General features: G+C 54.3%; 19 protein-coding genes. 15 read left to right on the plus strand and 4 right to left on the minus strand.

The window, feature by feature from the left end:
• The first annotated feature begins 68 nt into the window (after positions 1-68).
• Positions 69-1,526 carry an L-piperidine-6-carboxylate dehydrogenase gene (amaB, locus tag A3GO_RS0105360; RefSeq protein WP_245621674.1) on the plus strand — a complete coding sequence of 486 codons (1,458 nt, stop codon included), beginning with the start codon at positions 69-71 and terminating at the stop codon, positions 1,524-1,526.
• Between the two features lie 40 nt (positions 1,527-1,566).
• Positions 1,567-2,184, plus strand: a complete 618-nt coding sequence (gene dsbB, locus A3GO_RS0105365) for a disulfide bond formation protein DsbB (protein WP_335340009.1) — start codon at positions 1,567-1,569, stop codon at positions 2,182-2,184.
• A 38-nt stretch (positions 2,185-2,222) separates the two neighbouring features.
• On the opposite strand, the gene A3GO_RS0105370 is transcribed toward dsbB, so the two are convergent.
• The 3 genes from A3GO_RS0105370 to A3GO_RS0105380 form a co-directional block, all read right to left on the minus strand.
• Positions 2,223-4,955: an ATP-binding protein gene (locus A3GO_RS0105370; RefSeq protein WP_029132532.1), complete on the minus strand. Its 2,733-nt coding sequence runs from the start codon at positions 4,953-4,955 to the stop codon at positions 2,223-2,225.
• A 68-nt stretch (positions 4,956-5,023) separates the two neighbouring features.
• The gene (locus A3GO_RS22665) at positions 5,024-5,980 is read right to left on the minus strand and encodes an ABC transporter substrate-binding protein (protein WP_051301864.1); all 957 of its coding nucleotides are present in this window, start codon (positions 5,978-5,980) and stop codon (positions 5,024-5,026) included.
• A gap of 130 nt (positions 5,981-6,110) precedes the next feature.
• Positions 6,111-8,177 (minus strand): TonB-dependent receptor plug domain-containing protein, encoded by a 2,067-nt coding sequence (locus A3GO_RS0105380; protein WP_084609807.1) that lies wholly within the window; start codon positions 8,175-8,177, stop codon positions 6,111-6,113.
• Positions 8,178-8,312: 135 nt separating this feature from the next.
• Between A3GO_RS0105380 and cysM the strand changes: the two genes are divergently transcribed.
• The 6 genes from cysM to A3GO_RS0105410 all read left to right on the plus strand — a co-directional run bounded on the left by cysM (position 8,313) and on the right by A3GO_RS0105410 (position 14,337).
• A complete protein-coding gene (gene cysM / locus A3GO_RS0105385; RefSeq protein WP_029132535.1) occupies positions 8,313-9,206 on the plus strand; it encodes a cysteine synthase CysM in 894 nt (297 codons plus the stop codon).
• Positions 9,133-11,286: a hypothetical protein gene (locus A3GO_RS0105390; RefSeq protein WP_157606721.1), complete on the plus strand. Its 2,154-nt coding sequence runs from the start codon at positions 9,133-9,135 to the stop codon at positions 11,284-11,286. Before cysM ends, A3GO_RS0105390 begins: the two co-directional genes overlap by 74 nt.
• 35 nt (positions 11,287-11,321) lie before the next feature.
• Positions 11,322-11,930: a YdbL family probable chaperone protein gene (locus A3GO_RS0105395; protein WP_029132537.1), complete on the plus strand. Its 609-nt coding sequence runs from the start codon at positions 11,322-11,324 to the stop codon at positions 11,928-11,930.
• A 101-nt stretch (positions 11,931-12,031) separates the two neighbouring features.
• Positions 12,032-13,363 carry a 23S rRNA (uracil(1939)-C(5))-methyltransferase RlmD gene (rlmD, locus tag A3GO_RS0105400; protein WP_029132538.1) on the plus strand — a complete coding sequence of 444 codons (1,332 nt, stop codon included), beginning with the start codon at positions 12,032-12,034 and terminating at the stop codon, positions 13,361-13,363.
• A 12-nt stretch (positions 13,364-13,375) separates the two neighbouring features.
• Positions 13,376-13,843, plus strand: a complete 468-nt coding sequence (locus tag A3GO_RS0105405) for a CYTH domain-containing protein (RefSeq protein WP_029132539.1) — start codon at positions 13,376-13,378, stop codon at positions 13,841-13,843.
• Complete coding sequence (locus A3GO_RS0105410; protein ID WP_037374746.1) at positions 13,840-14,337, plus strand: L,D-transpeptidase; 498 nt, start codon at positions 13,840-13,842, stop codon at positions 14,335-14,337. The genes A3GO_RS0105405 and A3GO_RS0105410 overlap by 4 nt, the downstream gene beginning before the upstream one ends.
• A 12-nt stretch (positions 14,338-14,349) precedes the next feature.
• Here A3GO_RS0105410 and A3GO_RS0105415 read toward each other — a convergent pair whose 3' ends face one another.
• Complete coding sequence (locus tag A3GO_RS0105415; protein WP_029132541.1) at positions 14,350-14,760, minus strand: flagellar basal body-associated FliL family protein; 411 nt, start codon at positions 14,758-14,760, stop codon at positions 14,350-14,352.
• Between the two features lie 155 nt (positions 14,761-14,915).
• Here A3GO_RS0105415 and nagZ point away from each other — a divergent pair, with 155 nt between their 5' ends.
• From nagZ to tnpA, 7 genes are all read left to right on the plus strand, one after another.
• Positions 14,916-15,962 carry a beta-N-acetylhexosaminidase gene (gene nagZ, locus A3GO_RS0105420; protein ID WP_029132542.1) on the plus strand — a complete coding sequence of 349 codons (1,047 nt, stop codon included), beginning with the start codon at positions 14,916-14,918 and terminating at the stop codon, positions 15,960-15,962.
• Positions 15,963-16,013: 51 nt separating this feature from the next.
• Positions 16,014-16,760, plus strand: a complete 747-nt coding sequence (locus A3GO_RS0105425) for an S-methyl-5'-thioinosine phosphorylase (RefSeq protein WP_029132543.1) — start codon at positions 16,014-16,016, stop codon at positions 16,758-16,760.
• 128 nt (positions 16,761-16,888) lie between these two features.
• Entirely contained in the window at positions 16,889-18,598 is a 1,710-nt protein-coding gene (locus tag A3GO_RS0105430) for a prolipoprotein diacylglyceryl transferase (RefSeq protein WP_157606722.1), read from the plus strand.
• A gap of 251 nt (positions 18,599-18,849) precedes the next feature.
• Positions 18,850-19,461, plus strand: a complete 612-nt coding sequence (gene imuA, locus A3GO_RS22670; protein WP_037374705.1) for a translesion DNA synthesis-associated protein ImuA — start codon at positions 18,850-18,852, stop codon at positions 19,459-19,461.
• A 1-nt stretch (position 19,462) separates the two neighbouring features.
• Complete coding sequence (locus A3GO_RS22675; RefSeq protein ID WP_051301866.1) at positions 19,463-20,887, plus strand: Y-family DNA polymerase; 1,425 nt, start codon at positions 19,463-19,465, stop codon at positions 20,885-20,887.
• Positions 20,850-23,966, plus strand: a complete 3,117-nt coding sequence (locus A3GO_RS0105445; protein ID WP_051301867.1) for an error-prone DNA polymerase — start codon at positions 20,850-20,852, stop codon at positions 23,964-23,966. The genes A3GO_RS22675 and A3GO_RS0105445 overlap by 38 nt, the downstream gene beginning before the upstream one ends.
• Positions 23,967-24,186: 220 nt before the next feature.
• On the plus strand, positions 24,187-24,362 hold a 176-nt coding region (gene tnpA, locus A3GO_RS25675), incomplete at its 3' end, for an IS200/IS605 family transposase (RefSeq protein WP_157606724.1).

Consider the following 24,362-nt stretch of genomic DNA (forward strand, 5'->3'; position numbering starts at 1 on the left):
ACAATCTGGGAATTGGTTTAAATCAGACCGATGGGGAATTTCCCGCAATATTGAGCGGTGATCTGGGCATGCCGGGTGAGGGCGAAGCGATACGCCTATCAACACCCATTGATGGTGCTACGCTTGGCTCGATTCGAATGGCCTCTGCATCCCAGGTTGCCGATGTGATCGAGCGGGCAAAGGCTGCATTCCTGGAGCTGAGAAGTATTCCCGCCCCTGTGCGTGGTGATTTTGTGCGACAGCTTGGCAATGTATTCCGGGAGCATAAACAGCCTTTGGCTGAGCTGATTACACTGGAATGCGGGAAAATCCTTCAGGAATCGCTGGGGGAGGTACAGGAGGTGATCGATATTTGTGATTTTGCAGTTGGATTATCCCGGCAGTTGCATGGACTGACCATCGCCAGTGAACGCCCGGACCATCGTATGATGGAGCAGTGGCACCCATTGGGGCCCGTGGCAATCATCAGTGCGTTCAATTTCCCGATGGCCGTCTGGGCATGGAATGCCATGCTCTCCTTTGTCTGTGGTGACACGATCCTGTGGAAGCCATCGGAAAAGACACCACTCTGTGCTCTAGCCTGTCAAAAACTGATCACCCAGACGCTGGAAGGTTTTCCCAGGTTTCCGAGAGGCATCTCCCAGGTGGTCATTGGCGATTCTCAGGTTGGGCAGCAGCTTGTCGGCAGCCCGGATATAGCGCTGGTCTCTGCGACCGGGTCGGTGGCGATGGGGAAAAAGGTGGCGACAACCGTCGCGGCACGTCTTGGAAGATCCTTGCTGGAACTGGGTGGCAACAACGCGATGATTGTCACTGCCTCAGCCGATCTGGAGATGGCCTTGCGTGCCATAGTCTTCTCCGCGGTAGGCACATGCGGTCAACGCTGCACATCGCTCAGGCGCTTGATCGTTCATGACAGCATTGTGGATGAGCTGTTGCAGCGACTTCAGGCGGCCTACGGTTCATTGTCTATTGGCGATCCGTTTTCAGCATCGACCCTGGTCGGCCCGCTGATTGATATTCAAGCCTATGAACAGATGCAACAGGCCATTCAGACCGCGGAAAGTGAAGGCGGGGAGCTGATTTGCGGCGGTGATCGGGTTGTGGTTACAGGGAAGGAAGAGGGTGTTTACGTGGATCCGGCAATCATCCGCATACCGTCTCATGCGGAAGTTGTCAGACAAGAAACCTTTGCACCGATTCTCTATGTGATGAATTATACTGAAATCATTGAGGCGATCGCGATACAAAACAGCGTACCCCAGGGGCTCTCTTCAGCAATATTCACCCAGGATGTTCGCGAGGCCGAACTCTTCCTTTCCGCGCGCGGTTCGGATTGCGGGTTGGCCAACGTTAATATCGGGACCTCAGGTGCCGAAATCGGCGGTGCTTTTGGTGGTGAAAAGGAGACTGGCGGCGGCCGCGAATCGGGCAGCGATGCCTGGAAGAACTATATGCGCCGTTCCACCAATACAATCAATTACGGGACAGATCTACCCTTGGCACAGGGTATCCGCTTTGGCTGACAAACGGGTTCAGAAACGCTACAGGCATTGAAGTGACACTTTGTCACAGGTATCCTCTGTTTCATTAGCTATCCAGGCAGCCACTCAGGCTGCCTGCTTTCTTTCCAAAGAGTTACCTGGTCATCACATGCTGAAACTTTTTAACCAACTATCAAAGCGTCGCGTCCCCTGGCTTCTGTTGGCATTAACCGCGCTTGGCCTGGAACTGGCGGCACTCTATTTTCAGTATCAATTAAAGCTGGACCCCTGCGTACTCTGCGTGTACGAGCGAACCGCAGTGATGGGTATACTGCTTGCTGGCCTAATTGCCGCCCTGGCACCCGGAATACTGATTTTCCGTTGGGCTGCGATACTGGTCTGGGGAGTCAGTGCAGGTTGGGGTTTACAGCTTGCAATGAAACATACGGGGATTCAGCTTTTTCCGTCACCCTCGAATACTTGTGATTTTGCAGCCAGTTATCCTGATTGGGCAAAGCTGGATGAGTGGTTTCCCTGGCTTTTCCAGCCCACGGGATTTTGCGACGAGATTCAGTGGCAGTTTTTCGGTTATACCATGCCGCAAACTATGATCGGGATTTATGCACTCTACTTGCTGGCGCTATTACTGGTTCTGCTATCACAGTTTGCGGGGCAACAAAGATCCATATTTAGTGATTAAGAAATTTTTCGCACCATCGCCTTCGCTAAACGCTGAAACTATTCGGCGCTGAACTGTCTGGTTTGGTTCCGCGATATGTCTAATGCATAGAGTTGAATGCAACATGTGCCGACTGATCGCATGTACGCAGCAATGTCATCCGGCTCCCTTTGTTGCGCCGACCGCTCCAGGTTATATACCGCCGCTTTCAGGGCAGGAACACCACACACCGCACAGGCCCCATGTAAGCGATGGGCTACTTCGCCAAGTGAATCCCAGTCACTATCCGCCTGATGTTGTTCAAGTAGCGCTACTTGCTGCGGGAGATCATCCATGAATTTTCTGAACATTTCATCAGCCAGTTCTTCTCTTCCACCAGTAATACGCAATGCTTCTTGCATGTCATGAATCGCCAGTGCTCCCACAGAATTTGTTTCATTCTCATCGCTTGCAAGGGGCAGTTCGGTTGTCAGGCTGGAACTGTGGCTTATATTTATCAGGCTGTCGATTGCCTGCCATAATTTATTGTCATCCACTGGTTTTGTCAGGTAGATATCCACGCCGGCTGATATCAGTGCGTCCCGGTGCTCCGGGATCACGTCAGCCGATAGTGCGATAATTGGGGTGTGAATCTCTCCATGCTCCAGCTCCCGTATTTGTCTGGTGGCTTCTTTTCCATCCATGACGGGCATGTGGACATCAATAATGATCAGATCCGGGCGTTGTTGCCGATAGGCGTTGATCACTTCCACACCGTTTTCGGCTTCCACAATCTCAGCACCGGATGTCGACAGGATATTCGATATCAATTGAAGATTGATCTTGTTGTCATCGGCGACAATGAATCGTCTGCCACTGAATGAAGGTGCTTCAGAACTTCTATATTCAGGAACTGCAGGAAGTGAAGCGGGGTTGGTGAATATCTGTACCAGGGTACGTTTCAGCGCTGTCAGCGCGACGGGTTTTTGAATACAGGGTGCTTGTGACAACTCCTGCATGGTTTTATGCAGTGTTGCATCAGAGCTGCTGAGTAATATCAGAAGCTTATTGGGCACTATCATATTCTGCAAATGGGCAATCCTGTCCTTAGCCAGACCCGAAGTGATCTCGTCAGCAGAAAACCCGATAACCAGTAGATCCTGATCTATTGCAACCCTGCTACCCAGTTGTTCCCAAGCAATCCTGGATACCGACATACCCAGATTCTCCAGGGAATGTGAAAGCGCCAATTGTGACATCGGATGTTGATCAATAAGGGTACATTTTCTGGATTTCAGGGCAGTATCAGCCAATGACCCGACCGTTTCCGGGCACTTTGGCAGGTTGAGAATCACCCTGAAACAAGAGCCTTTCCCCTCAACACTATCGACGGATATTTCTCCTTTCATCGACTCGGCCAGCTTTTTACTGATACTCAATCCAAGGCCGGTTCCACCATAAGTTTTTATTGTTTCCTTTGTTCCTTGCTGAAAAGAGGTGAAGAGATCCTTCTGGATGTGTTCACAGATTCCAATCCCGGTATCCGTGACAGAAAATTGCAGTCGACAGGATGTATCGGTTTCATCTTCGATCATCACCCGGACGATAATTTCTCCCTGATGGGTGAACTTGATCGCATTGCCAACCAGATTGACCAGGATCTGCCTGATACGTGTTTCATCCCCAATCAGAGTCGTAGGAACATCCGAGTAGATCAACAGCACCAGTTCAAGCTTTTTCTCATGTGCTGCTGGTGCCAATAGCATGATCGGCTCTTCAAAACAGGAACGAATATCAACAGGCGCATACTCAGGCTCCTGTTTGCCATATTCAAGCTTTGAAAAGTCCAGAATGGTATTGATGATGCTTAACAGACCCGTCGCCGACTTTTGGATGGTTTCGGCAAGTTCCTGTTGTTCCGGTGTCAGCCTTGTTTTCATCAAAAGTGTCGAAAAGCCGATTACACCATTCATCGGGGTTCTGATCTCATGACTCATGTTGGCCAGGAACTCCGACTTTGCCTGACTTGCCTTTAATGCGCGTTTTCTCGCGAGATCAAGTTCCACATTCTGTATTTCCAGAGCCTCCATGGTCTGGGTCAGATCCGAGGTGGCCCGATCCACCTGTTGCTGCAGTATCTCCTGGTTGAACTTCAGGGTCCTGGCCATGGCATTGACGCCTTCTTCCAGGCTGCGCAGTTCTCCGGTGGAAATTTCCGGCACGGTAGCCGAGAAATCCCCATGCTTCATTCGAATCACCGCCTGGGTCAACTTGGATAGTGGCCGGGTTATTTTCTGGCTCAGGAACACGGCTATCAGGGCGGTCAGTATAAGCCCGGTTATACTGATGATCAGACTGGTTATGATCGAATTACGTTGCTGTACAACCAGGCCAGTTTTGTCGAGCTCCACGACAATCGAACCGATGATGGCTGGCGCTATATCATCCTGTGTGGATTGCAACTGATCCGGATAGTCAGCCACATTGGCTATACGAAAATTTGTTTGAACTGAAGTGAAGAAAAAGGATGACTTAGTGAAATTATGATTGGCAACATCGATATTATTCTCTGTATGTTTGCCGATGCTTAACAACAGTTTTCCCTGTGCGTCATTGACAATGATAGAGAGTATATCTTTTCTTTTTACTATTGGTTTCAAGTTCAGTGAGAGTGACTCGATATCACCACTGAATATACCGTAGAAACTGGCTGCGGCTACTTCCTGTGCTATGGCCTTGCCTCTCTCCTTGAATGCCTGTTCGAGATTATCCAACTGTGCAGTGATCAGGTATGCAGTCAATGATAATGCCATGATGGCCGCCGGCACTATGCCAAGGAGCAGTGCACGAGTCTTGATCCGTGAATAACGTCTTCGTCTTATCATGGTTTACTGTCTTCCAACATCCGACGAATAATATCAGTCTCATCCGGAAGTGATATTCCCAGTGACCTGGCAACACTATGGTTGACTGACACACTGAAGTATTTCGGATATATCGGTTCCGGCAATGTTTCTGCACCGGAATTCAGGTATCTGTTGGTATATTCCGCCAGATGACGTGCGATATCTTCTGGTGTTGAGTAGGCGGCAATCAACGCGCCGGCCTTCACATAGGCGGATGAAAACCCGATTACCGGTATTTTATTATGATAGCTCGACAGCAGGATGTTGAAGATAGTAGTGCTGTTAAATATCATTGGATCCGGTAAGGCCAGCAATATATTGCTCTCTTCCAGAACATCTTTCAGCAGATGGCCAACCATCTCTGTGGAGCCAACATTACGATAAGAGACTGGAATATTCTGTCTCAATGATTCTGTAATCAGTTCATCCTGTAGCGTTTTTGTGAGCGGGCTCAGCAACAGACCAATATGTGGATCGGGTCGAATTATTCGCGCTAGTTGCAGGAGTCTACTGACCGGTTGATCGAGATAAATAGCGGAGTGTTGTTTATCTTTACCCATTTGTTGATAAGCCGCTTCTGGTATCAGGGCATGTAGAATAGGTATGCCGGTATTCATGCCATGTATCTCTTCACCGGCATGCTGTCCGAGCGCAATAATCAGCTTTGTGTCTGGCGGAATGACAAGACTGGATCCGTCGGTGGGCTGTGTAAGGATAAAGACCTGGCGTGGTGAACAGGTCGGACTAACATCAGCACATTTTTCATTGAGGTACGATTGCAGTTTCCTGGCAACCTGATTATAAGCCGGGGCAGAATCGCTACTGAAGACAACCACACTGTCTTGCTCCCCGGCACTGCACGATGGAATCAGCAGTAGTGATAAGGTATAAAAAAATACCGAAAACACCCCCCACCGATACCAAACCGACATCGGTAAAATGCCAAATCTAAGACGGGGGTTCAGGCATGTCACGATACTATGCCTACCGGTGCCTCTGGTAAAAAGTCACAATAGAACCTCCATGTAAAATTTGCACTTATCCGTAGTAAGGCCTAAGTCCTTAATGCCAGTTCAAGCTGGCTTCCAGAAATATCCGGTTTGCCCAGACATTTTCGGCATGAAAATCCTGGTAATTATTATTCGGTCCGATGTTTTGCAAAATTAACGAGATCTCCCCGTCGGCACGTTCCAGTTCAAACTGTTTGGATAATTTTACATCCCATCGCCGGTTGATATCGATATAGTCCCCATCGCCAGCCCAGTCGATATCATCCACGTAGTAGTAGGCCGTGCTGACTTTGATGCCGTTATCAAATTTATGACTGCCGAGTAGACTGATGGTCTGGGTTGGAACTCTTTCATTCAGTCTACGGTACTCGACCGGATTTACCTTTTTGAATTGGCGCCCGTAAGCGTTCGCGAATCCGTAGCTAATATGCAGCATGTCCCGATTTGAGGGCTTCCAGCCCAGGCCCACTTCAAAGCCGTTGATGTTGAGACTGCCATTGTTGATATATTCGAACGGTAAAAATCCTGCCGGATCAATACCACCTCCCATCAGTATCGGCACCAGGGGGGCGATGGATGCAGAGTATGGCATGCTTAAATCCTTGATCTCTGCAATCATGTCCTTAATTTCTTCATGGAATAACTTCGCATCCACTGTCAGGCCGACTTCCGGAAAATTTCCGAGATAACTCAGTTCAAAAGACTCGATTTTTTCCGGTTTCAGGTTGGTACGGTTCACATAAGTGTCAAAAATCGGTGTCCTGGAACCTGTCTGCACGACAGATTGGTCAGAAAAATCTTCCCACAAGGTGGGCATGCGATAGGCGCTTGTGGCCCGGAGGCGCAGCGTGTTCATCTCGTTCAGCTTCAGATTGAGGGCTGCCATCGGGGAGAAGAACCCATCTTTCTGTTCGAATTTCTCATACATTCCCCCCAGATTGAGTAACAGGTTTTCGTTCAACCGCCACTCCAGGTTCCCGAAGGCGCGAGTTTGATTCCGGGTTAGCCAGTCGTTCTGACTGAATGTCCAGATCCCCTTGGCTTTATCCTGTCGCGCGCCCAGACCCCATACCAGGCGTTGCGCTGAATTGAGCTGAAAGGTGTGCTGAAACTCCACGTCATATCGCTGGGATTCAAAGCCATAGCCCAGGGATATGTCGTTGAATCCCAGCGCGACAAGCGCCTGGGTATCGGAAAAATCGTCATCGATCTGCTGGTAGTTATGATAGAGCTGAATATAAAACTCGTTTCCGGGTGAGAGACTCCGGGTCCAGCGCAGTTGCTGAAAGGCGTGGTCATCCTCGGTGGCGCGGAACGGCTGTTCGGAATCGCTCGAAAAACCATCCTCGCGGGTCCCGCCACTCTTGCCCAGTTCAAAAAGCAGGGCATCCCGGCTGTTGACCTGGTAATCACTACGGATACTCACCCAGCGGGTATCCGAGTTGTCGTGTCGGTTCTCAAACCCGTCATTCTCGTCATATTTAAGGGCGATACGGTAGGCAAGGTCGCCTTCGATTCCCGCAAACCGGTTATAAATCTGTCGTCTCCCTCCATCACCCACCAGGGTTTTGACCCGAACCGCGGGTTGTTCCGCAGGGTGCCAGGTAATGATGTTGATCACCCCGGCAAACGAGTTGGAGCCATGGGTACTGGCATTCGGACCCCGAATCACCTCGATGCGTTGAATGTCATCCATGTCCAGTTCCTGGTCACTCCAGGTGATGCCACCGAAGGCCGGATCATAGATTGATCTGCCATCGATCAATACCTGCATGTCTCGGGCGAAGCGGTCGGCATTGCCATGGGAGGAGACGGTAAATTTGGATCCGGTGTAGTAGCCGATCTGAAAACCGGGCACTAAACGCAGCAAATCAACCAGTTCAATGGCACCGGATGCCTCTATCATTTTCCGATCAATTACAGTAACTGATGCCGGGGAATCCGGCAGTGACTGCTTCAGGCGTGTGGCAGATAACACCACAGGTACCTCACTGAAAAATAGCTCCTCAGGAAGCGGGCTGACGGCATCCATGGCCTGAACGGGCAGGGAGACGATCGCCCCCAGACCCAAAGCCCAATACCATTTTGGGCTGTTAATAACCGGATGCGAATACTTCATGATGCTTCTGTTTTGTTCTCTTGGCGTTATTGATAGACTAAATGCCGACTTGCGGCGAAAACGCCGCTGTCAGAATATATCAGATCTATACTATAGGATGACCTCTTTTCATAGGACCCCACAGTAGCCTTCCGCATGAATTACCCAACCATTGAAGAATTTATCGGTCATACGCCGCTTGTGCGTCTGCAGCGTTTACCCGGAAACACCACAAATACCGTGCTTGTTAAGCTCGAAGGGAATAATCCGGCCGGTTCAGTCAAGGATCGCCCGGCGTTGAGCATGATTCAACGCGCGGAGGAGCGGGGTGATATCCAGCCGGGGGACTCGCTGATAGAGGCGACCAGCGGCAATACCGGTATCGCGCTGGCCATGGCGGCCGCGATCAAGGGGTATCGGATGATACTGATCATGCCGGACAATCTGAGTGTTGAACGGCGGGCCTCAATGCGGGCGTATGGCGCAAAACTCATTCTGGTGACGGAAGAGGAGGGCATGGAAGGTGCGCGGGACCTTGCGCAACTGATGGAACAACGGGGTGAAGGCAAGGTTCTGGACCAGTTCTCAAATAGCGATAATCCACTTTCCCATATCGAGGGGACTGGGCCGGAAATATGGGATGAGACAGAGGGAGAGATCACCCATTTTGTCAGTGCCATGGGTACCACAGGTACAATTATGGGGGTATCGCAATATCTGAAGGGGATGAATCCATCGATACAGATTATTGGTGTTCAACCTGCAGAAGGAGCGAAGATACCCGGTATCCGGCGCTGGCCGGAGGCATATATCCCCAGGATATTTGACAAGAAACGGGTGGACCGGACGTTGGATGTGACCCAGGAGGAAGCAGAGGATGTTACCCGTCGTCTGGCCATGGAAGAGGGCATATTTGCCGGTATATCTTCCGGTGGCGCGGTGGCGGCCGCGCTCCGACTGTCGCAGGAAGTAGAGCATGCAACCATTGTGGCGATTATCTGTGACAGGGGCGATCGATATCTTTCAACGGGTGTGTTCCCGGCTGAATAACCCAGCTTACTTCTTCAACCTGGCAGGCATTTTTGGCGCACTGCTGTTAGCGCCTTTTGCGCTCACGGCCTCCGATTATTTTTCACTTTCCCTGGGCAATATCGGTGACGAGGAGTGGCAGGCCCAGGGGGTGGTGCTGCAACTTGATCTTCAGTCACCTCAGGACCGCTTTATACTTTCCGCTGACGAGATCAGACATCCGGGGTTACCGGCTCCCGTTCGAACGCTTCGTTTTGCCTGCCAGAGCGGAAAGATCGAAGATGATCGGATCAGCTGCCAGGAGGGTCTGATCGATTTCTCACTGAACGGTCAGGAACAGCGCCGTATAACATCCAGAATTGACTGGAAAATATCGTCTCAACTCATTGATATATATCTGGATAATATCACGCTGTCTGGCGGTAAATTTACTGCTGAGATGAAGCTCGACAAACAGCAGTGGCGTTTGTTGCTGAGGGGGCGTGATGTCGAGATCAACAAGCTGGAAAAACTGCATGCCGCGCTGGCAGAGCCGATCGGTTGGTTATCGCTTAATGGGCGCTTTGGTTTGTCCATGGACTTGAGTGGGAGAGGCGCCCAATTACACCGGGGCAGTACCCGTATCAATTTCACCGACGTCAATTTTTCCGATCAATCGGGAAACTATATCGGACAGGGGTTGACGGGGGAATGGCGTGGTGGGTTTTCCTTAAGCAAGGGGAGTTGGTCCGGAAAACAGCAGATGGACATCTCTGCCGGAGAAGTGCTGACACCGCTGTTTTATCTCTCGCCCTCCAGCCATCCTCTGTCATTGGAAACCGCTTATCGTTATCAGACAAATAAGTCGCTGATCACCCTCGATACATTCAAATTCAGTCAGCCGGAGAGGTTGGATATCACCGGGTCAGCAGACATATCGGTTGAAAACGAAACACGGCTGGTTGCGTTGAACCTGACATCGAAAGCGGCGGATCTGGCAGCACTATTTCATGATAATGTGCTGCCGGTACTGGCCAATCCCCAGCTTGAGGATATGGAACTGGCTGGACAATTTGCCGTGGATATCACTCATCTGGAAAACAATACCCAGCTCAGAGTCGGCCTTGAGGATGTCTATATTGAGCAGGGACTACAGGTACGGGGGGACGGCAAGGGTCAGTTTGCCCTGTATGACCTGGATGGGGAAATCAACTGGTCCAGCGGGTTAGCGAAAGAGAGCCACCTCAGTTGGCAGGGGGGGCATCTGTTCGGGGGCATCACGCTGGGTGCCACGGCAGTGGATCTGAATCTCTCCGGCGGGGCTGTTTCGCTCGTGAAACAGGCAAGCATACCGATACTGGATGGTAAATTACAGGCTGAGAAGTTTGCCCTGGAGCAGGGAGAATCGGGCCCCAAGGTCCAGTTTCAAGGCTACCTCACCCCGATCAGCATGGCCACAATCAGTAGCGCCGTCGGTTGGCCTCCGCTCGCGGGACAGCTTTCCGGAATGATTCCCGGACTCTCGTATGAAAACGGCGTTATTGCCGTGAATGGTGTGGCACTGGTAAAGATTTTTGATGGGGAGATTGTTATTCGGGACCTTAAGCTGGATGATCTGTTTGGTGCATTACCTGCGCTGAGTGCCGACCTGGAGTTGAAGGATATTGAGCTGGAAACTCTGACCCGCGCCTTCTCATTTGGTAAGATTACCGGGAAACTGGAAGGCCGCGTAGACGATCTCAGGCTGGAAGACTGGGCTCCCGTGTCGTTCAATGCGGCCTTCTACACACCGGAGGATGACGATAGCCGGCACCGCATCAACCAGAAGGCGGTGGATAATATCTCTAACCTGGGTGGATCGGGAGTTTCCGGTGCCATATCCCGGAGCTTCCTGAGGATGTTTGAAGATTTTGGATACGACCGGCTTGGTATCAGTTGTCGTCTTGAGCGTGGGGTCTGCCACATGGGCGGAATTGAAGCTGCCGACAGGGGTTACTACCTGGTCAAAGGCGGTGGATTACCCCGGATCGACATCATGGGCTTTAATCGAAAGACCGATTGGCAGGTGCTGGTAAGCAAGTTAAAACAGATCACAGAGGGCGGGGCGCCCGTAATCAAATAGTAAAAATATAGAATGGCATTTAAGGAGCTAACCCGATGAAAGTATTAAGAATAGGCAGTATGTTGGCAACCCTGTTGTTTCTTGCCGCCTGCGTTACCATCAACATCTATTTTCCCGCGGCCCAGGCAGAAGAGGCAGCTGAACGGATAGTGGACGATATCCTGGGCAAGCAAAAACAGCAGGAAGAGCAGAATAAGGACGAAAAAAAGAGCTCATCACTCAACCAGTCACTATTTCAAACCATCGCATCCGGGACGCTCGAGTTCCTGATCCCGTCGGCCCAGGCGGCTCAACCCGATTTTAATGCCAGTTCGCCGGCTATCCGCAAACTGCAAGCCAGCATGAAGAGCCGCAACAGCGCCTTGACACCACACTACAACAGCGGTGCGGTGGGGTTTACCCGGGATGCCATGATCGCGGTACATGACGCCGGAGCGATCCCGCTCAAGGATCGCAACAAGGTACAGGGGCTGATCAGTAGCGAAAACAGCGACCGTAGCGCCCTTTATCGCGCGATTGCCGATGCCAATGGTCACCCCGAGTGGGAGCCTGAAATCCGTGCCACCTTTGCCCGTACCTGGGTTGAGAAAGCATCCAGGGGATGGTGGTATCAGAACGCAAGTGGCGGCTGGGTACAGAAATAACCCGCTGACTGTTATCCCGCTCTACAGAATCAACGGCAGCCGGACAGGCTGCCGTTGATATTTTACAGATAGCCTTTCCTGAATGAGGAATGTTAGGTTTCATGGGACGTTCAAGAAGACGCAAGTTGCCACAAGATCCGGTAGTAACAGGTATCGACACCCTGAGTCATGACGGCCGTGGGGTGGCACACATCGACGGCAAGGCAGTATTTATACAGGGCGCATTACCGGGGGAGTCCGTCAGCTTTCGCTATACAGGGGTGCAAAAAAAGTTTGATGAAGGTGAAGCCATTGAAATCATCACCGCTTCACCTGATCGAGTAGTACCCCAGTGCCCCCATTTTGGCCTGTGTGGTGGCTGCTCCCTTCAGCACCAATCCACGAACGCACAAATTCTCTCCAAACAGACGGCGCTCATGGATGCTTTCCAGCGCATCGGCAAGGTGATACCGGCAGCGATATTACCGCCGCTTGTCAGCAGTGACACCTTCGGCTATCGGCGAAAAGCCCGGCTTGGGGTGAAATACGTGGCCAAGAAAGGAAAGGTGCTGGTGGGGTTTCGTGAGCGGGGCTCTCCTTATGTGGCTGATCTCTCGGAGTGTCATATCCTGCATCCCCGGGTTGGACAGCTCATCACGCCCCTGAGCGAGCTGATCGGATCACTTAGCATCAGAGAGCGTGTACCCCAGATTGAAGTCGCGATGGGCGACACCCGGTGCGTGCTGGTGTTTCGCATCCTTGAGCCGCTGTCGTCTGCCGATGAGCAGGCGCTCCTGGCCTTTGGCAGGGAACGGGATATCGCCGTTTACACCCAGACCGGCGGTCCGGAAACCGTCATCCCGCTGAACGGCGAGCCGGTTGATCTGCAATATGCGCTGCCGGCGTATGACCTGAACATTCACTTTTTGCCCAACGACTTCACCCAGGTGAACAGCGCCCTGAACCGCCTGATGATTGAACGCGCACTGGAACTGCTGGCCATGGAACCGGAAGACCGAGTGCTGGATCTGTTCTGCGGACTGGGTAACTTCACTCTGCCGATTGCCAGGGGCGTGGCTGAAGTGGTTGGTGTGGAAGGGGACGCGGGACTCGTTGCCCGGGCCAGGGAGAACGCAAGGCACAACGGCATTGAAAACAGCCGCTACTATACGGCCAACCTGTATGATTCGTTGCAGAAGGAGCCCTGGCTGCGTGAGCATTTCGACAAGGCCCTGCTCGATCCGCCCCGTTCCGGCGCTGCTGAGGTGCTTGAGCATCTCCCCAGACTGGGCGTAAAACGAATTGTCTATGTCTCCTGCTACCCGGGTACCCTGGCACGGGATGCAGGGGAGCTGGTAAACCGGTATGGCTATCGGCTGGTCTCGGCGGGCGTCATGGATATGTTCCCCCATACGGCCCATGTCGAATCGATTGCGCTCTTTGAGAAACCATAGGCGGATATATAAATGGCTTTAGAAATAGAACGCAAGTATTTGGTTATAAATGATAAATGGAAAGAAAATATACTCTCTGAATCGGTATTGAAACAGGGCTACATCGCCAATCAGCCAAACGCTACCGTGCGGGTCCGGATTGCCGGTGAGGTCGCCTATCTGAATATCAAGAGCGCTACCACAGGCATAACGAGGGCGGAGTTTGAGTATCAAATCCCACTGTCGGATGCCGAACAGATACTGGAACAGGTGGCCGAGCATCCCTTTATTGATAAAACGCGATATAAGGTGCAATGGGGAAGCCATGTGTGGGATCTGGATCTGTTTGCTGGAGAGAATCAGGGATTGATCATGGCGGAGGTTGAATTAAACAGTGAAGATGAGTCGTTTGAGCTACCACCCTGGGCCGGCAAAGAGGTGTCTGGAGATCCCCGCTATTACAATGCCAGCCTGGTCAAGCATCCCTACACCCAGTGGTGAGTCGCCAGGGCCTACATATTCAGGTTGACCTGGAACGGCAGCAACTGCGCCTGCTGTCCGGGAGTGCGTGTGTCGCAACCTATTCAGTCTCAACCGCACGTAACGGCCCAGGCGAACTCCAGGGTAGCGAATGTACTCCGCGTGGTCTGCACCGCATCCGCCTGAAGATTGGGGATGGTGAACCGACTAACAGCGTATTTATTGGTCGCCGGCCCACCGGTGAAATACATACGCCTGAGCTGGCAGCCGCCAACCCGGATCGTGACTGGATCCTGACCCGAATCCTCTGGTTAACCGGACTGGAACCGGGCAGAAACCGGGGCGGCGTAGTCGATAGCCTGAGACGTTTTATCTATATCCATGGCACACCGGACAGTGAGCCGATGGGACGGGCGGCATCCCATGGATGTATCCGGATGCGTAACAGCGAACTGATCCAGCTATACGACCAGGTGTCGGTGGGAACTATCGTGGATATACGCGAGCAGTTTTGAAGTTCGATACAGCTACTGCACCAGATAAGTGGTAAAGAAAAGATCATCAATCATCTCATCGCCAACCTGCGCCTTCATGACACCCTTCAGTGATTTAAGCGCGATTTTTCGCAACTTTTCCTTGCCTTTGCTTGTGCGAATATCGGTTCCCTGTTGATCACTCAGTAATAAGATCAGTTCATGGCGCAGCGCCGGGGCATGCAGACTGATAGCGGGAAGCTTAGCTTCGTCCCGGGTCATGAGCTGCACATCACAGCGAATATATTTCGCCCTTCCTTTGACGTTGACCACAATGGAGGGAGACAGCTCGTAATAGGCCATGGTAGCGGGTGCTTTCGCATCATCAATCTCCCCGTCGGCCGCGAAAAGTATAGACGTAAACAAGACAAGTGCAGCACTCAATAGCAGGGTTGAAAAACGCATCTTTACTTCCGAATCCGTTTAATTTGTAATGCTTGATTCAGGAGTCTGCCAGACTTAACACTGAATCCACAGTGGAAAGACCGGACGGACTCCCCTCCTAATCAAGCCGCACAGTATAGCCGATTGAAAAAAATGATGATTGAGGAATTCGCTCCATGAGCCACGGCCCGCTTATGCTGGATATTCAGGGAACGGCGCTCACGGAAGATGAGCGGAAATTACTGCGTCATCCCGCCGCCGGGGGGGTAATTCTGTTCAGCAGAAATTATGAATCGCCCGACCAGATTGCTTCCCTAATTGCCGAGATACATGCCTTGCGCATACCTCCACTACTGGTTGCGGTAGACCAGGAGGGGGGCAGGGTGCAGCGATTCAAAGAGGGGTTTACCCGACTGCCACCCGCGGCCTGGTTTGGAGAGCTGAATCGGGCCAATCCGAAAAAGGCCAAGGCTATTACACAACGCATCGGCTGGTTAATGGCGGCGGAGTTGCGTGCCGTCGGGGTTGATTTCAGTTTTGCGCCGGTACTGGATCTTGACTTCGGATTCAGTAGTGTCATCGGTGATCGGGCCTTTGATGCTAAACCACTCAATGTGGCTGAAATCGCCCATGCCTGGATGATGGGCGTCCATGAAGCGGGGATGGCCGCGGTCGGTAAGCATTTCCCCGGCCATGGCGGCGTGTCCGAAGACTCCCATTGTGAATTGCCGGTAGATCGCCGCCCGATGGGCGACCTGCTGATGGAGGACCTAATCCCTTTTCAGCGCATGATCGATTATGGCCTGGATGCCATCATGCCCGCCCACGTGATCTACGAGCAGGCCGATCGGCAACTGGCCGGCTTCTCCCGGTTCTGGTTAAAGGACGTACTTCGCGATCAACTCGGTTTCCACGGTGTGATATTCAGTGATGATCTCACCATGGCCGCCGCGGAACAGGCCGGGAGTTTTGCCGAGCGGGCCAGGGTGGCGCTAACGGCGGGGTGTGACATGGTACTGGTCTGCAATAACCCGTCAGGTGCGGCCGAAGTGTTAGAGGCGCTGGCGGACTACACCGATCCGGCGGCGCAGATGCGATTGGTGCGCATGCATGGTAGAAAGGCGCTATCCAAAGATGCCCTGCATCTTGATCCAAGATGGAAACATGCATTGGAAATTATTGCGCAGTATGAAGAGAATCCCTCTCTCGATCTGGATTTATAACTGTTTTATTACCAGTAAAACCCATTAATTAAATGTGGCAGGGTGGATACAGTGACTGACTTGGCAATAATTGGTGGTTCGGGATTCACCCGGCTTCAAGAACTTGAGATCACCCGGCGACAGGTAATTCATACCCCCTATGGAGAACCTTCGGCACCGATTACCCACGGCATATTCAAAAACCGTGAGATTGCCTTTCTGCCACGACATGGCACCGCCCATACCATACCGCCCCACAAAGTCAATTATCGTGCAAATATCTGGGCACTGAAGCATATCGGCGCCAGGCAAATTCTAGCTATTGCCGCTGTCGGCGGTATAGGTTCAGAGATGGCACCCGGTGTTATCGCCATACCAGACCAGATTATCGACTATACCTATGGCAGGGATCACACCTATTTCGAGCATGACCTGAGCCAGGTTACGCATATTGATTTCACCTATCCTTACAGTGAAAAGATACGCCAACAATTAATGATGGCGGCAAAAACCACCAATATCCCTGTTGTTGCCAACGGCGTGTATGGGGCCACCCAGGGGCCGCGCCTGGAAACCGCCATGGAGATTAACCGGATGGAGCGGGATGGCTGCACTCTGGTCGGCATGACCGGCATGCCGGAAACAGCACTGGCCCGGGAACTGGGACTGGACTATGCCTGTTGCGCCGTGGTGGCGAACTGGGCGGCGGGAAAAGGAGACGGTCCGATTTCGATGAAAGAGATCGAAGAGCATATCGGTCGAGGTATGGAGCAAATTATTGCCTTGATAGAAGCGCTGGTTGAATCACTGGAAAAGTAAAATTCCGCCAACGCCCAATCATCCCTCTATATCCTCATAAAGATATCCAATGTCTGAGCGCCCGGTTAGAACTGCTAGGATTGATCCAGCACATAGAATCTATTGCCCGCAAACGATAGGCTTTCGGGATGAAGTGGAACAACTCAGGAGTAGAGAATATGGCCGAGGATGATCTGAACGAGGCACCAAAGGAAGCTACCGGGGAAACGGTAACAGACAAGGATACGCCGCCAGTTAAGAAAAAGGCCGCAAGGAAAAAGACACCTCAAGCCAAAACTGCCGCCAAGAAAAAAGTCAGCGTAAAGAAAAAGGCCGCGCCAAAGAAAAAAGCGGCCAGAAAAAGCGGCATCGCGGCCAGTATGGAGAAAGACGCAAGCAGTTCATCGCCGGCAACAGTGCCGGAGTCACCACAACCCGTTGCGGTATCTGCTCAAGAAACACCACCCGAAGATATGGCTGACACAGTGAATCCTAATTCGGATCCGGTGACCGAAGCATCAGTCAATGCAACTGATCAGGTTTCTGATAAGACAACAGAAGTGACTGCCGAAATAGCTGCCGCTGCCCCGAAGTCGGGAGAAAAGCAGCAGAAAGATACCTCACCGCGGAATGAAAATGTTCAGAAACGATTAGAGGAGATGGGACTCATGCCTTCTGATTCAGCTGAAAAACAGACACCCCCGCCAGCCAAAAACACCGGGAGCGGCCTCGGATTTTGGCAAAAGTCATTTATCTGGACCATTGTCATCGTAGCCGGATTACTTTACCTACGCACGCTCACCAACAATGGCGATGGAACTGGCGATGAGACCGCACTGCGCGACGCTGAAATGAACAAGACGGAACAGGTCGCAACCACAGACAACTCATCAACCGATACAACGCAAACCGGTAATCCGGTAACAGCCACCGATCAACCGGATGCAAAAGATGCGGCAATGGTAGAAGCAGCAAAGGATGGTTCTGATTCGGCGCCCGCCAATCAAACCTCCAGTGACAATGCATCGGCTATCGTGACAGCCACTACCACCGCGGAAACAGCCGATGCCGAAGTACAGGACAACAAACCCACGGAAGTAGCGGCCCCCATCTCCGCAACGGATCCGGCAGAAGAGGATCAGCAAGCTGCCACCACAACCGTGGAAACAGCCGATGCCGAAGTACAGGACAACAAACCTACCGAAGTAGCGGCTCCCATCTCTGCAACGGATCCGGCAGAAGGGGATCAGCAAGCTGCCACCACAACGCCCCCCGCGCCTGCCCCGGTATCACAGTCCGCAGACGACGAAACAGGGCAAATATCAGTGGGTGAGGGCAGTGAACAACAGCCGGTAGCGATGACTGGATCAACAGACAGCGACACCAGCCTACAGGCTGAAGAAACTGCCGTTGTGGCGGAAAACAACAGCGCGCTTGCTGGATCAGCAGACTCAGAGAGTCAGGCGCCACCGACAAGCGTTGCCGGCCCAGTGGAAGATCAACAGCCTTCGCCAGGCATGGCATCAGGATACAGTCGTCCTGGAGTAGCCCCGATGTGGACCAATCCCCAGCGGCCCATGCCCAATCGTATTGAAGCAACTCAATCACCCGCACCTGCGGCTGCTACGCCAGGGATAGATCAGGGTCAGACTGGGAATTCGGCAAATAACATGCAACAAGCGCCAACCACAATGGGCCGACGTTATCCGTTACCCTATCAACGTGGCTTCATTACACCCGGATATCCCTGGGGCTTTAACCCTCAGGTAGCACCTTATTACTGGCCTTACCCGCCACGTCCGCCGGTCTATGGACCCGCGGTGAGATATCCCTACCACTATCCGCAAATGCCCAGATAGAGCAGGCATAGCAGACACACACTTCCGCCACCTCGCCAGAGTCGCGAGGTGGCGGCCCCCATTTGATGTATCTGTGTAGAAAACCCATCTGGCTGTCCCGCTCCTGTGCAACACCCGGCACAACAACCTGTTGAAAGTTCTCCATATGTTCTCTATGCTTTAAAGCACAGATTCGAACAGCGATAGATCCCTTATTCGTAGTGATCAGGTAGCTGTCGCTATTCCGCCTACTGCCTCCTGGTAAGAGAACGATGATCCTGGAAGAAATCCTCTCAAGCGTCCCTGTCTGGCGCGGCGATAAACTGCTCCTTGGCCATCAGCCCAAGACGTTATCCAGTGGTTATACGGACCTTGATACGCTGCTGGTCGGTGGCGGGTGGCCGGGGGCGGCACTCACCGAGCTGTTGCTCGATCATCACGGTATCGGCGAACTGGGCCTGCTGCGTCCATTGCTGAGTAAACTGGGACAAACAGGAAAGCCGGCAGTCTGGATCTCACCACCCTATATTCCTTATGCCCCGGCGCTACGCCAAGCACGGATATCCCTGGACAGCATGTGCTGGATCTCCCCCGATAAGGCTGGCGACGCCGCCTGGGTGGCGGAGCAGTGCCTGCGATCAGGAAGCTGCGGTGCGGTGCTGTTCTGGCCCAAGGCCATCAACACCCGGATATTGCGCCGCCTGCAACTGGCCGCCGAGCAGGGGGGGTGTCCCGGTTTTCTGTTTCGTCCCCGGGCGGCGGCCTCGCAAAGCTCTCCGGCAGCCTTGCGTCTGCTGTTGAGTGCACAAGCCCAAGGACTGGGTGTGGAACTGCTTAAATGCCGTGGACGCCGTCCTGGTGCCCACACCTGTTTGGCAGTGTGACATGCTCTGGTTGGCCCTGCGTTTTTCGCACCTTGCGCTGGAGCGGCTCGCCACATCCATGCAGGCGGCAGCTGTGCCCCTGGTAATTCGTGAACAGCACGCCAATCGTCAGCAGGTGTTTGATGCCAGTCCGGTCGCGCGTCAGCTTGGTATTCGTCGGGGCATGAGCATGAAGAAAGCCCAGCTATTGGTGCCGGATCTCACTATTGTTGACCGGGATATGGGGCAAGAGGCTGAAGGGCTGGAGCACTTGGCCCACTGGGCTATGCAGTTCACCTCCCAAGTGGTGCTCCAGTCCCCCCATGGGCTGCTGCTGGAGATTGGTGCCAGCCGGCGCCTGTTCGGCGGGGTGGCCGCGCTGCACCAACAGGTAATCACCAGTTGTGCCCGGCTCGGTCACTCGCCTCGCACCGCTATTGCACCCAATCCCCAAGCGGCCTGGTGGTTTAGCGCCTTGCCCCAATCGCTGGTGATCACCCAGGACAAAGCATTGTATACGGCACTCACCGTGCTCCCGTTAGGTTGTCTGGATTTGTCGGACAAACAGCGCCAGGCACTGCGCCGTATGGGACTGCGACATCTGGGAGAGTGCCTGCGCCTGCCAAGAGCGGGATTGCGCCGACGCTTTGGTGCGGAGTGGCTCGATCGGCTCGATCGCGCCCTGGGTCACCAGCCCGATCCCCGTTCCTGTTTCCAGCCGCCTCGTCGATTTGAGGCGCGGCTGGAATTGCCGGCCGAGGTCGATAACTGCACCGGACTGCTGTTTGGCCTGCGGCGTTTGTTGCAGGAGTTGGGCGGGGCACTGCTGGGTGCCGACGCCACCATCGATCAGCTGACGCTGACACTGGAGTATGTGGATATACCACCCTCCGCTATCGTTTTGCAGCTGCTTCAGCCTCATCGTGATCCGGACTACTTGCTGGAACTCTGGCGTGACCGTCTGGAGCGAGAAGCACTGCAGGCGCCGGTATTGGGACTGCGCCTGGCCAGTGTCGATTTCCGATTGGCTAATCATGCCAGCCTGGGACTCTTTGGTCATGCGCCCGGGCAACTGGAAGAACAAACTCTATGGGAACGCCTGCAGGCACGCCTGGGCCGGGATACGGTGCGGCGACTGGGGGTATTAGCCGACCATCGCCCCGAGTCGGCATGGGGCCTGGGCGAGTCAGCCGAAGGAACCCCCATGGGGCAACGCCCATTGTGGCTGCTGGACCCACCGGAGCGGTTACGGCAGGGACCGGAAGGGCCGTGGCGCGATGGGCCGTTGCGCTTGGAACAGGGACCGGAACGGATTGAGAGCGGCTGGTGGCAGGGCCGTTGGGTGCGGCGTGATTACTTCATCGCCACCGACAGCCACGGTGCCAGGCTGTGGTTATTCAGGCAGGCCAATGAGCGAGACTGGTACCTGCACGGCCGTTTTGGTTGAGGTGACCCCGTTGCCTGTCGAATACGCCGAGTTGCATTGCCTTTCCAACTTCAGTTTTCTGCGCGGTGCATCACACCCGGAAGAGCTCGTGGCACAGGCCACCGGGTTGGGCTATCGCGCGTTGGCCTTGACCGACGAGTGTTCCCTGGCCGGTGTGGTGCGGGCCCACGAAGAGGCCAGGGCGCAGGAGCTGCCGCTGATCATCGGTAGCGAATTCCGGCTGGAGGAGGGTGACCGGCTGGTGCTGCTGGCCACTGACCGCCAGGCCTACGCCGAGTTGAGTGCCCTGATCACCCGGGCTCGGCGGGCCGCCGATAAAGGACAATACCGGCTGGCTATCGATGGCCTGGATAATCTGCCGGGTTGCCTGGTCCTGCTGCACCCCGACAACCCGCAGGATCAGCATCGACTGACCCGCTATGCGGAGTGCTTTGGCGGCCGCCTGTGGCTGGAGGCCAACCGGCTGCTAACAGGTGATGAGCCACACTATCTGCGCTCGTTGCGTGCCGCAGCCAATCACTTCGGCCTGCCGATCGTGGCCGCTGGTGATGTGCACATGCATCGGCGTGAACGTCAGCGACTGCAGGACCTGGTGACCGCCATCCGCCATCGCACCACGCTGGCCCGGGCCGGCTGGGCGCTCTATCCCAATGCCGAACGCCACCTGCGCCCCCTAGCCACATTGTTACAAATCTATCCTCGGGAATGGCTGCAACAGAGTTGTGCTATCGCCGAGCGTTGCTGTTTCAGTCTGGACGAGCTGCGTTACGAGTACCCCGATGAACTGGTGCCAGAAGGACTCAGCCCGGCGGCCCATCTGCGGACCCTGACCGAGGCCGGTATGCAGGTGCGCTGGCCCGACGGGGTCAGTCGCAAGGTGCGGGATCAGATCGAGCACGAGTTACAGCTGATCGGTGAGCTCAACTACGAGCCCTATTTTTTGACCGTACACGACATCGTGCGCTTTGCCCGTGAGCGGGGAATTCTTTGCCAGGGGAGGGGGTCGGCGGCCAATTCGGCGGTCTGTTACGCCCTGGGTATCACCGAGGTGGACCCGGCACGCCTGTCGACCCTGTTCGAACGCTTTATCTCGAAGGAACGCAACGAACCGCCCGATATCGATGTGGACTTCGAGCACCAACGGCGTGAAGAGGTCATCCAGTACATCTATGAGAAGTACGGCCGTCATCGGGCCGCCTTGGCCGCCACGGTGATCACCTACCGTACCCGCAGTGCCCTGCGTGAGACCGGTAAAGCCCTGGGCTTTGATAGCGATACGCTGGAGCGCCTGGCCACCACCCACAGTTGGTGGGACGGCCGCCGATTGAACATCCAGCGCATTCGCGAACTGGGGTTTGATCCGGAGCAGCCACAGATACGCCAGTTGCTGGGGTTGACCACCCAGTTGATCGGCTTTCCACGCCATCTCTCACAGCACGTCGGGGGCTTTGTCATTGCGCAAAAACGGCTCGACTGGCTGGTACCGATTGAAAATGCAGCCATGCCCGAGCGCACGGTCATTCAGTGGGACAAGGATGATCTGCAGGCCCTTGGGCTGTTAAAGATCGACGTACTGGCCCTGGGTATGCTCAGTGCCATCCGGCGCAGCCTGGCACTGATCAGTGACTACCGGGGAGAGCCGTTTCGTCTGCAGGATATCCCGCCGGAAGACCCGGCCACCTACGCCATGATCAGCAAAGCAGATACTGTCGGCGTATTCCAGATCGAATCCCGAGCCCAGATGACCATGCTGCCACGACTGCGCCCGGCCTGTTTTTATGATCTAGTGATCGAGGTGGCCATTGTGCGCCCGGGACCGATCCAGGGGGACATGGTGCACCCTTACCTGCGCCGACGGCAGGGACTGGAGCCGGTGGATTATCCCAGCCCGGCGGTGCGGAGCGTGTTGGAACGCACCCTGGGGGTGCCCCTGTTTCAGGAGCAGGCGATTAAACTGGCCATGGTGGCGGCGGGTTTTTCCGCCGGCGAGGCCGACGCCCTGCGACGGGCCATGGCGGCCTGGCGACGCCGTGGCGGCATCGAGGTGTTTCAGCGCAAGCTGTTCGATGGCATGCGCCAACGTGGTTATAGCGAGGAGTTTGCCGGGCGCATCTTCGATCAGATCAAGGGCTTCAGCGAATACGGCTTTCCCGAATCCCACGCAGCCAGCTTTGCCTTGCTGGCCTACGCCTCGGCCTGGCTAAAATGTCACCATCCGGCGGCCTTTTTCTGCGGTCTGCTCAACAGCCAGCCGATGGGTTTCTATGCCCCCGCACAGCTGATCCAGGATGCCCGGCGCCGTGGTGTGCGGGTGCATCCGGTGGATGTACGCCGCAGCAACTGGGATAGTTCCCTGGAGCCAGGCAGGGGCGCCAGACCGGAACTTCGGCTGGGACTGCACCTGGTCAATGAACTGTCGTGCAACGGTGCGGCACGCCTGGTCGAGGCGCGCCAAATAAAAGCGTTTGCCGATATCACTGACCTGTCCCGGCGCGCCCGACTCAACGAACGCGATCTTCAGGCCCTGGCCGCCGCCGATGCCCTGGCCGGATTGGGTGGGCACCGTTACCAGGCCCAGTGGCAGGTGTTGGGTGTCGAGGAACCAACCCCGTTATTTGCCGCGTCGACAGAAGAGCGGGGAGTCGCGCTGCCGGAACCGACGCTGGGGGAGGCGGTGTGCGCCGATTATGACGCCCTGGGCCTGTCGTTGCGCCGGCACCCGCTACAGTTGCTGCGCACCCGCCTGCGCCGCGCCGGGGTGCGCACGGCGGCCGAGGTGCAGGCTGCGCGCGATCGCACCTTCCTGCGCTCGGCCGGCCTGGTGATCTGTCGTCAGCGGCCCCATACCGCCAGCGGCGTGATGTTTGCCACTCTGGAGGACGAGAGCGGCCAGATCAATCTGGTCATCTGGCCCAAGATGCTGGAGCATTTTCGTCAGGTGGTGTTGAACGCCCGGCTGTTACTGGTCAACGGTCAGGTACAGCGCGAGGGGCAGGTTGTGCATCTGATCGCTCACAAGCTGGAGGATCGCAGTAATTGGCTGGGTGAGTTAAATATCTCGTCGCGGGATTTTCGTTGAGTCGGCTTCGGCAGGGTGAAATGAGTCTCAACCCTTTATCGGTGAATGAATTTTCATCAGCCACGATGTCAATCTGGCCGGCCTTCGTAAGACTAGTCCCACTAGACAAATATAAGAGACCCCCCAGCTTTGCTGGGGAGGCATTAGCAGTTTGACAGTAACGGGAGTCTCATAGTAACTCCAAAGCGTGAGCCGCCAAGCAACACGCAAAGGAGAAACCATGAGACGAGTAGAAAGTTTAAGTCACACGAGGTGGGAGTGTAAGTACCATATCGTGTTCATCCCGAAATATCGTAGGAAAGTGCTTTTTGGCCAAATACGCAAAGAGCTTGGTGAAGTATTTCATCGATTGGCAAAGCAAAAGGAGAGTCTGATCGAAGAAGGTCATATTATGGG

Origin of the sequence: Sedimenticola selenatireducens DSM 17993 (assembly GCF_000428045.1) — a bacterium.
Taxonomy (GTDB): domain Bacteria; phylum Pseudomonadota; class Gammaproteobacteria; order Chromatiales; family Chromatiaceae; genus Sedimenticola; species Sedimenticola selenatireducens.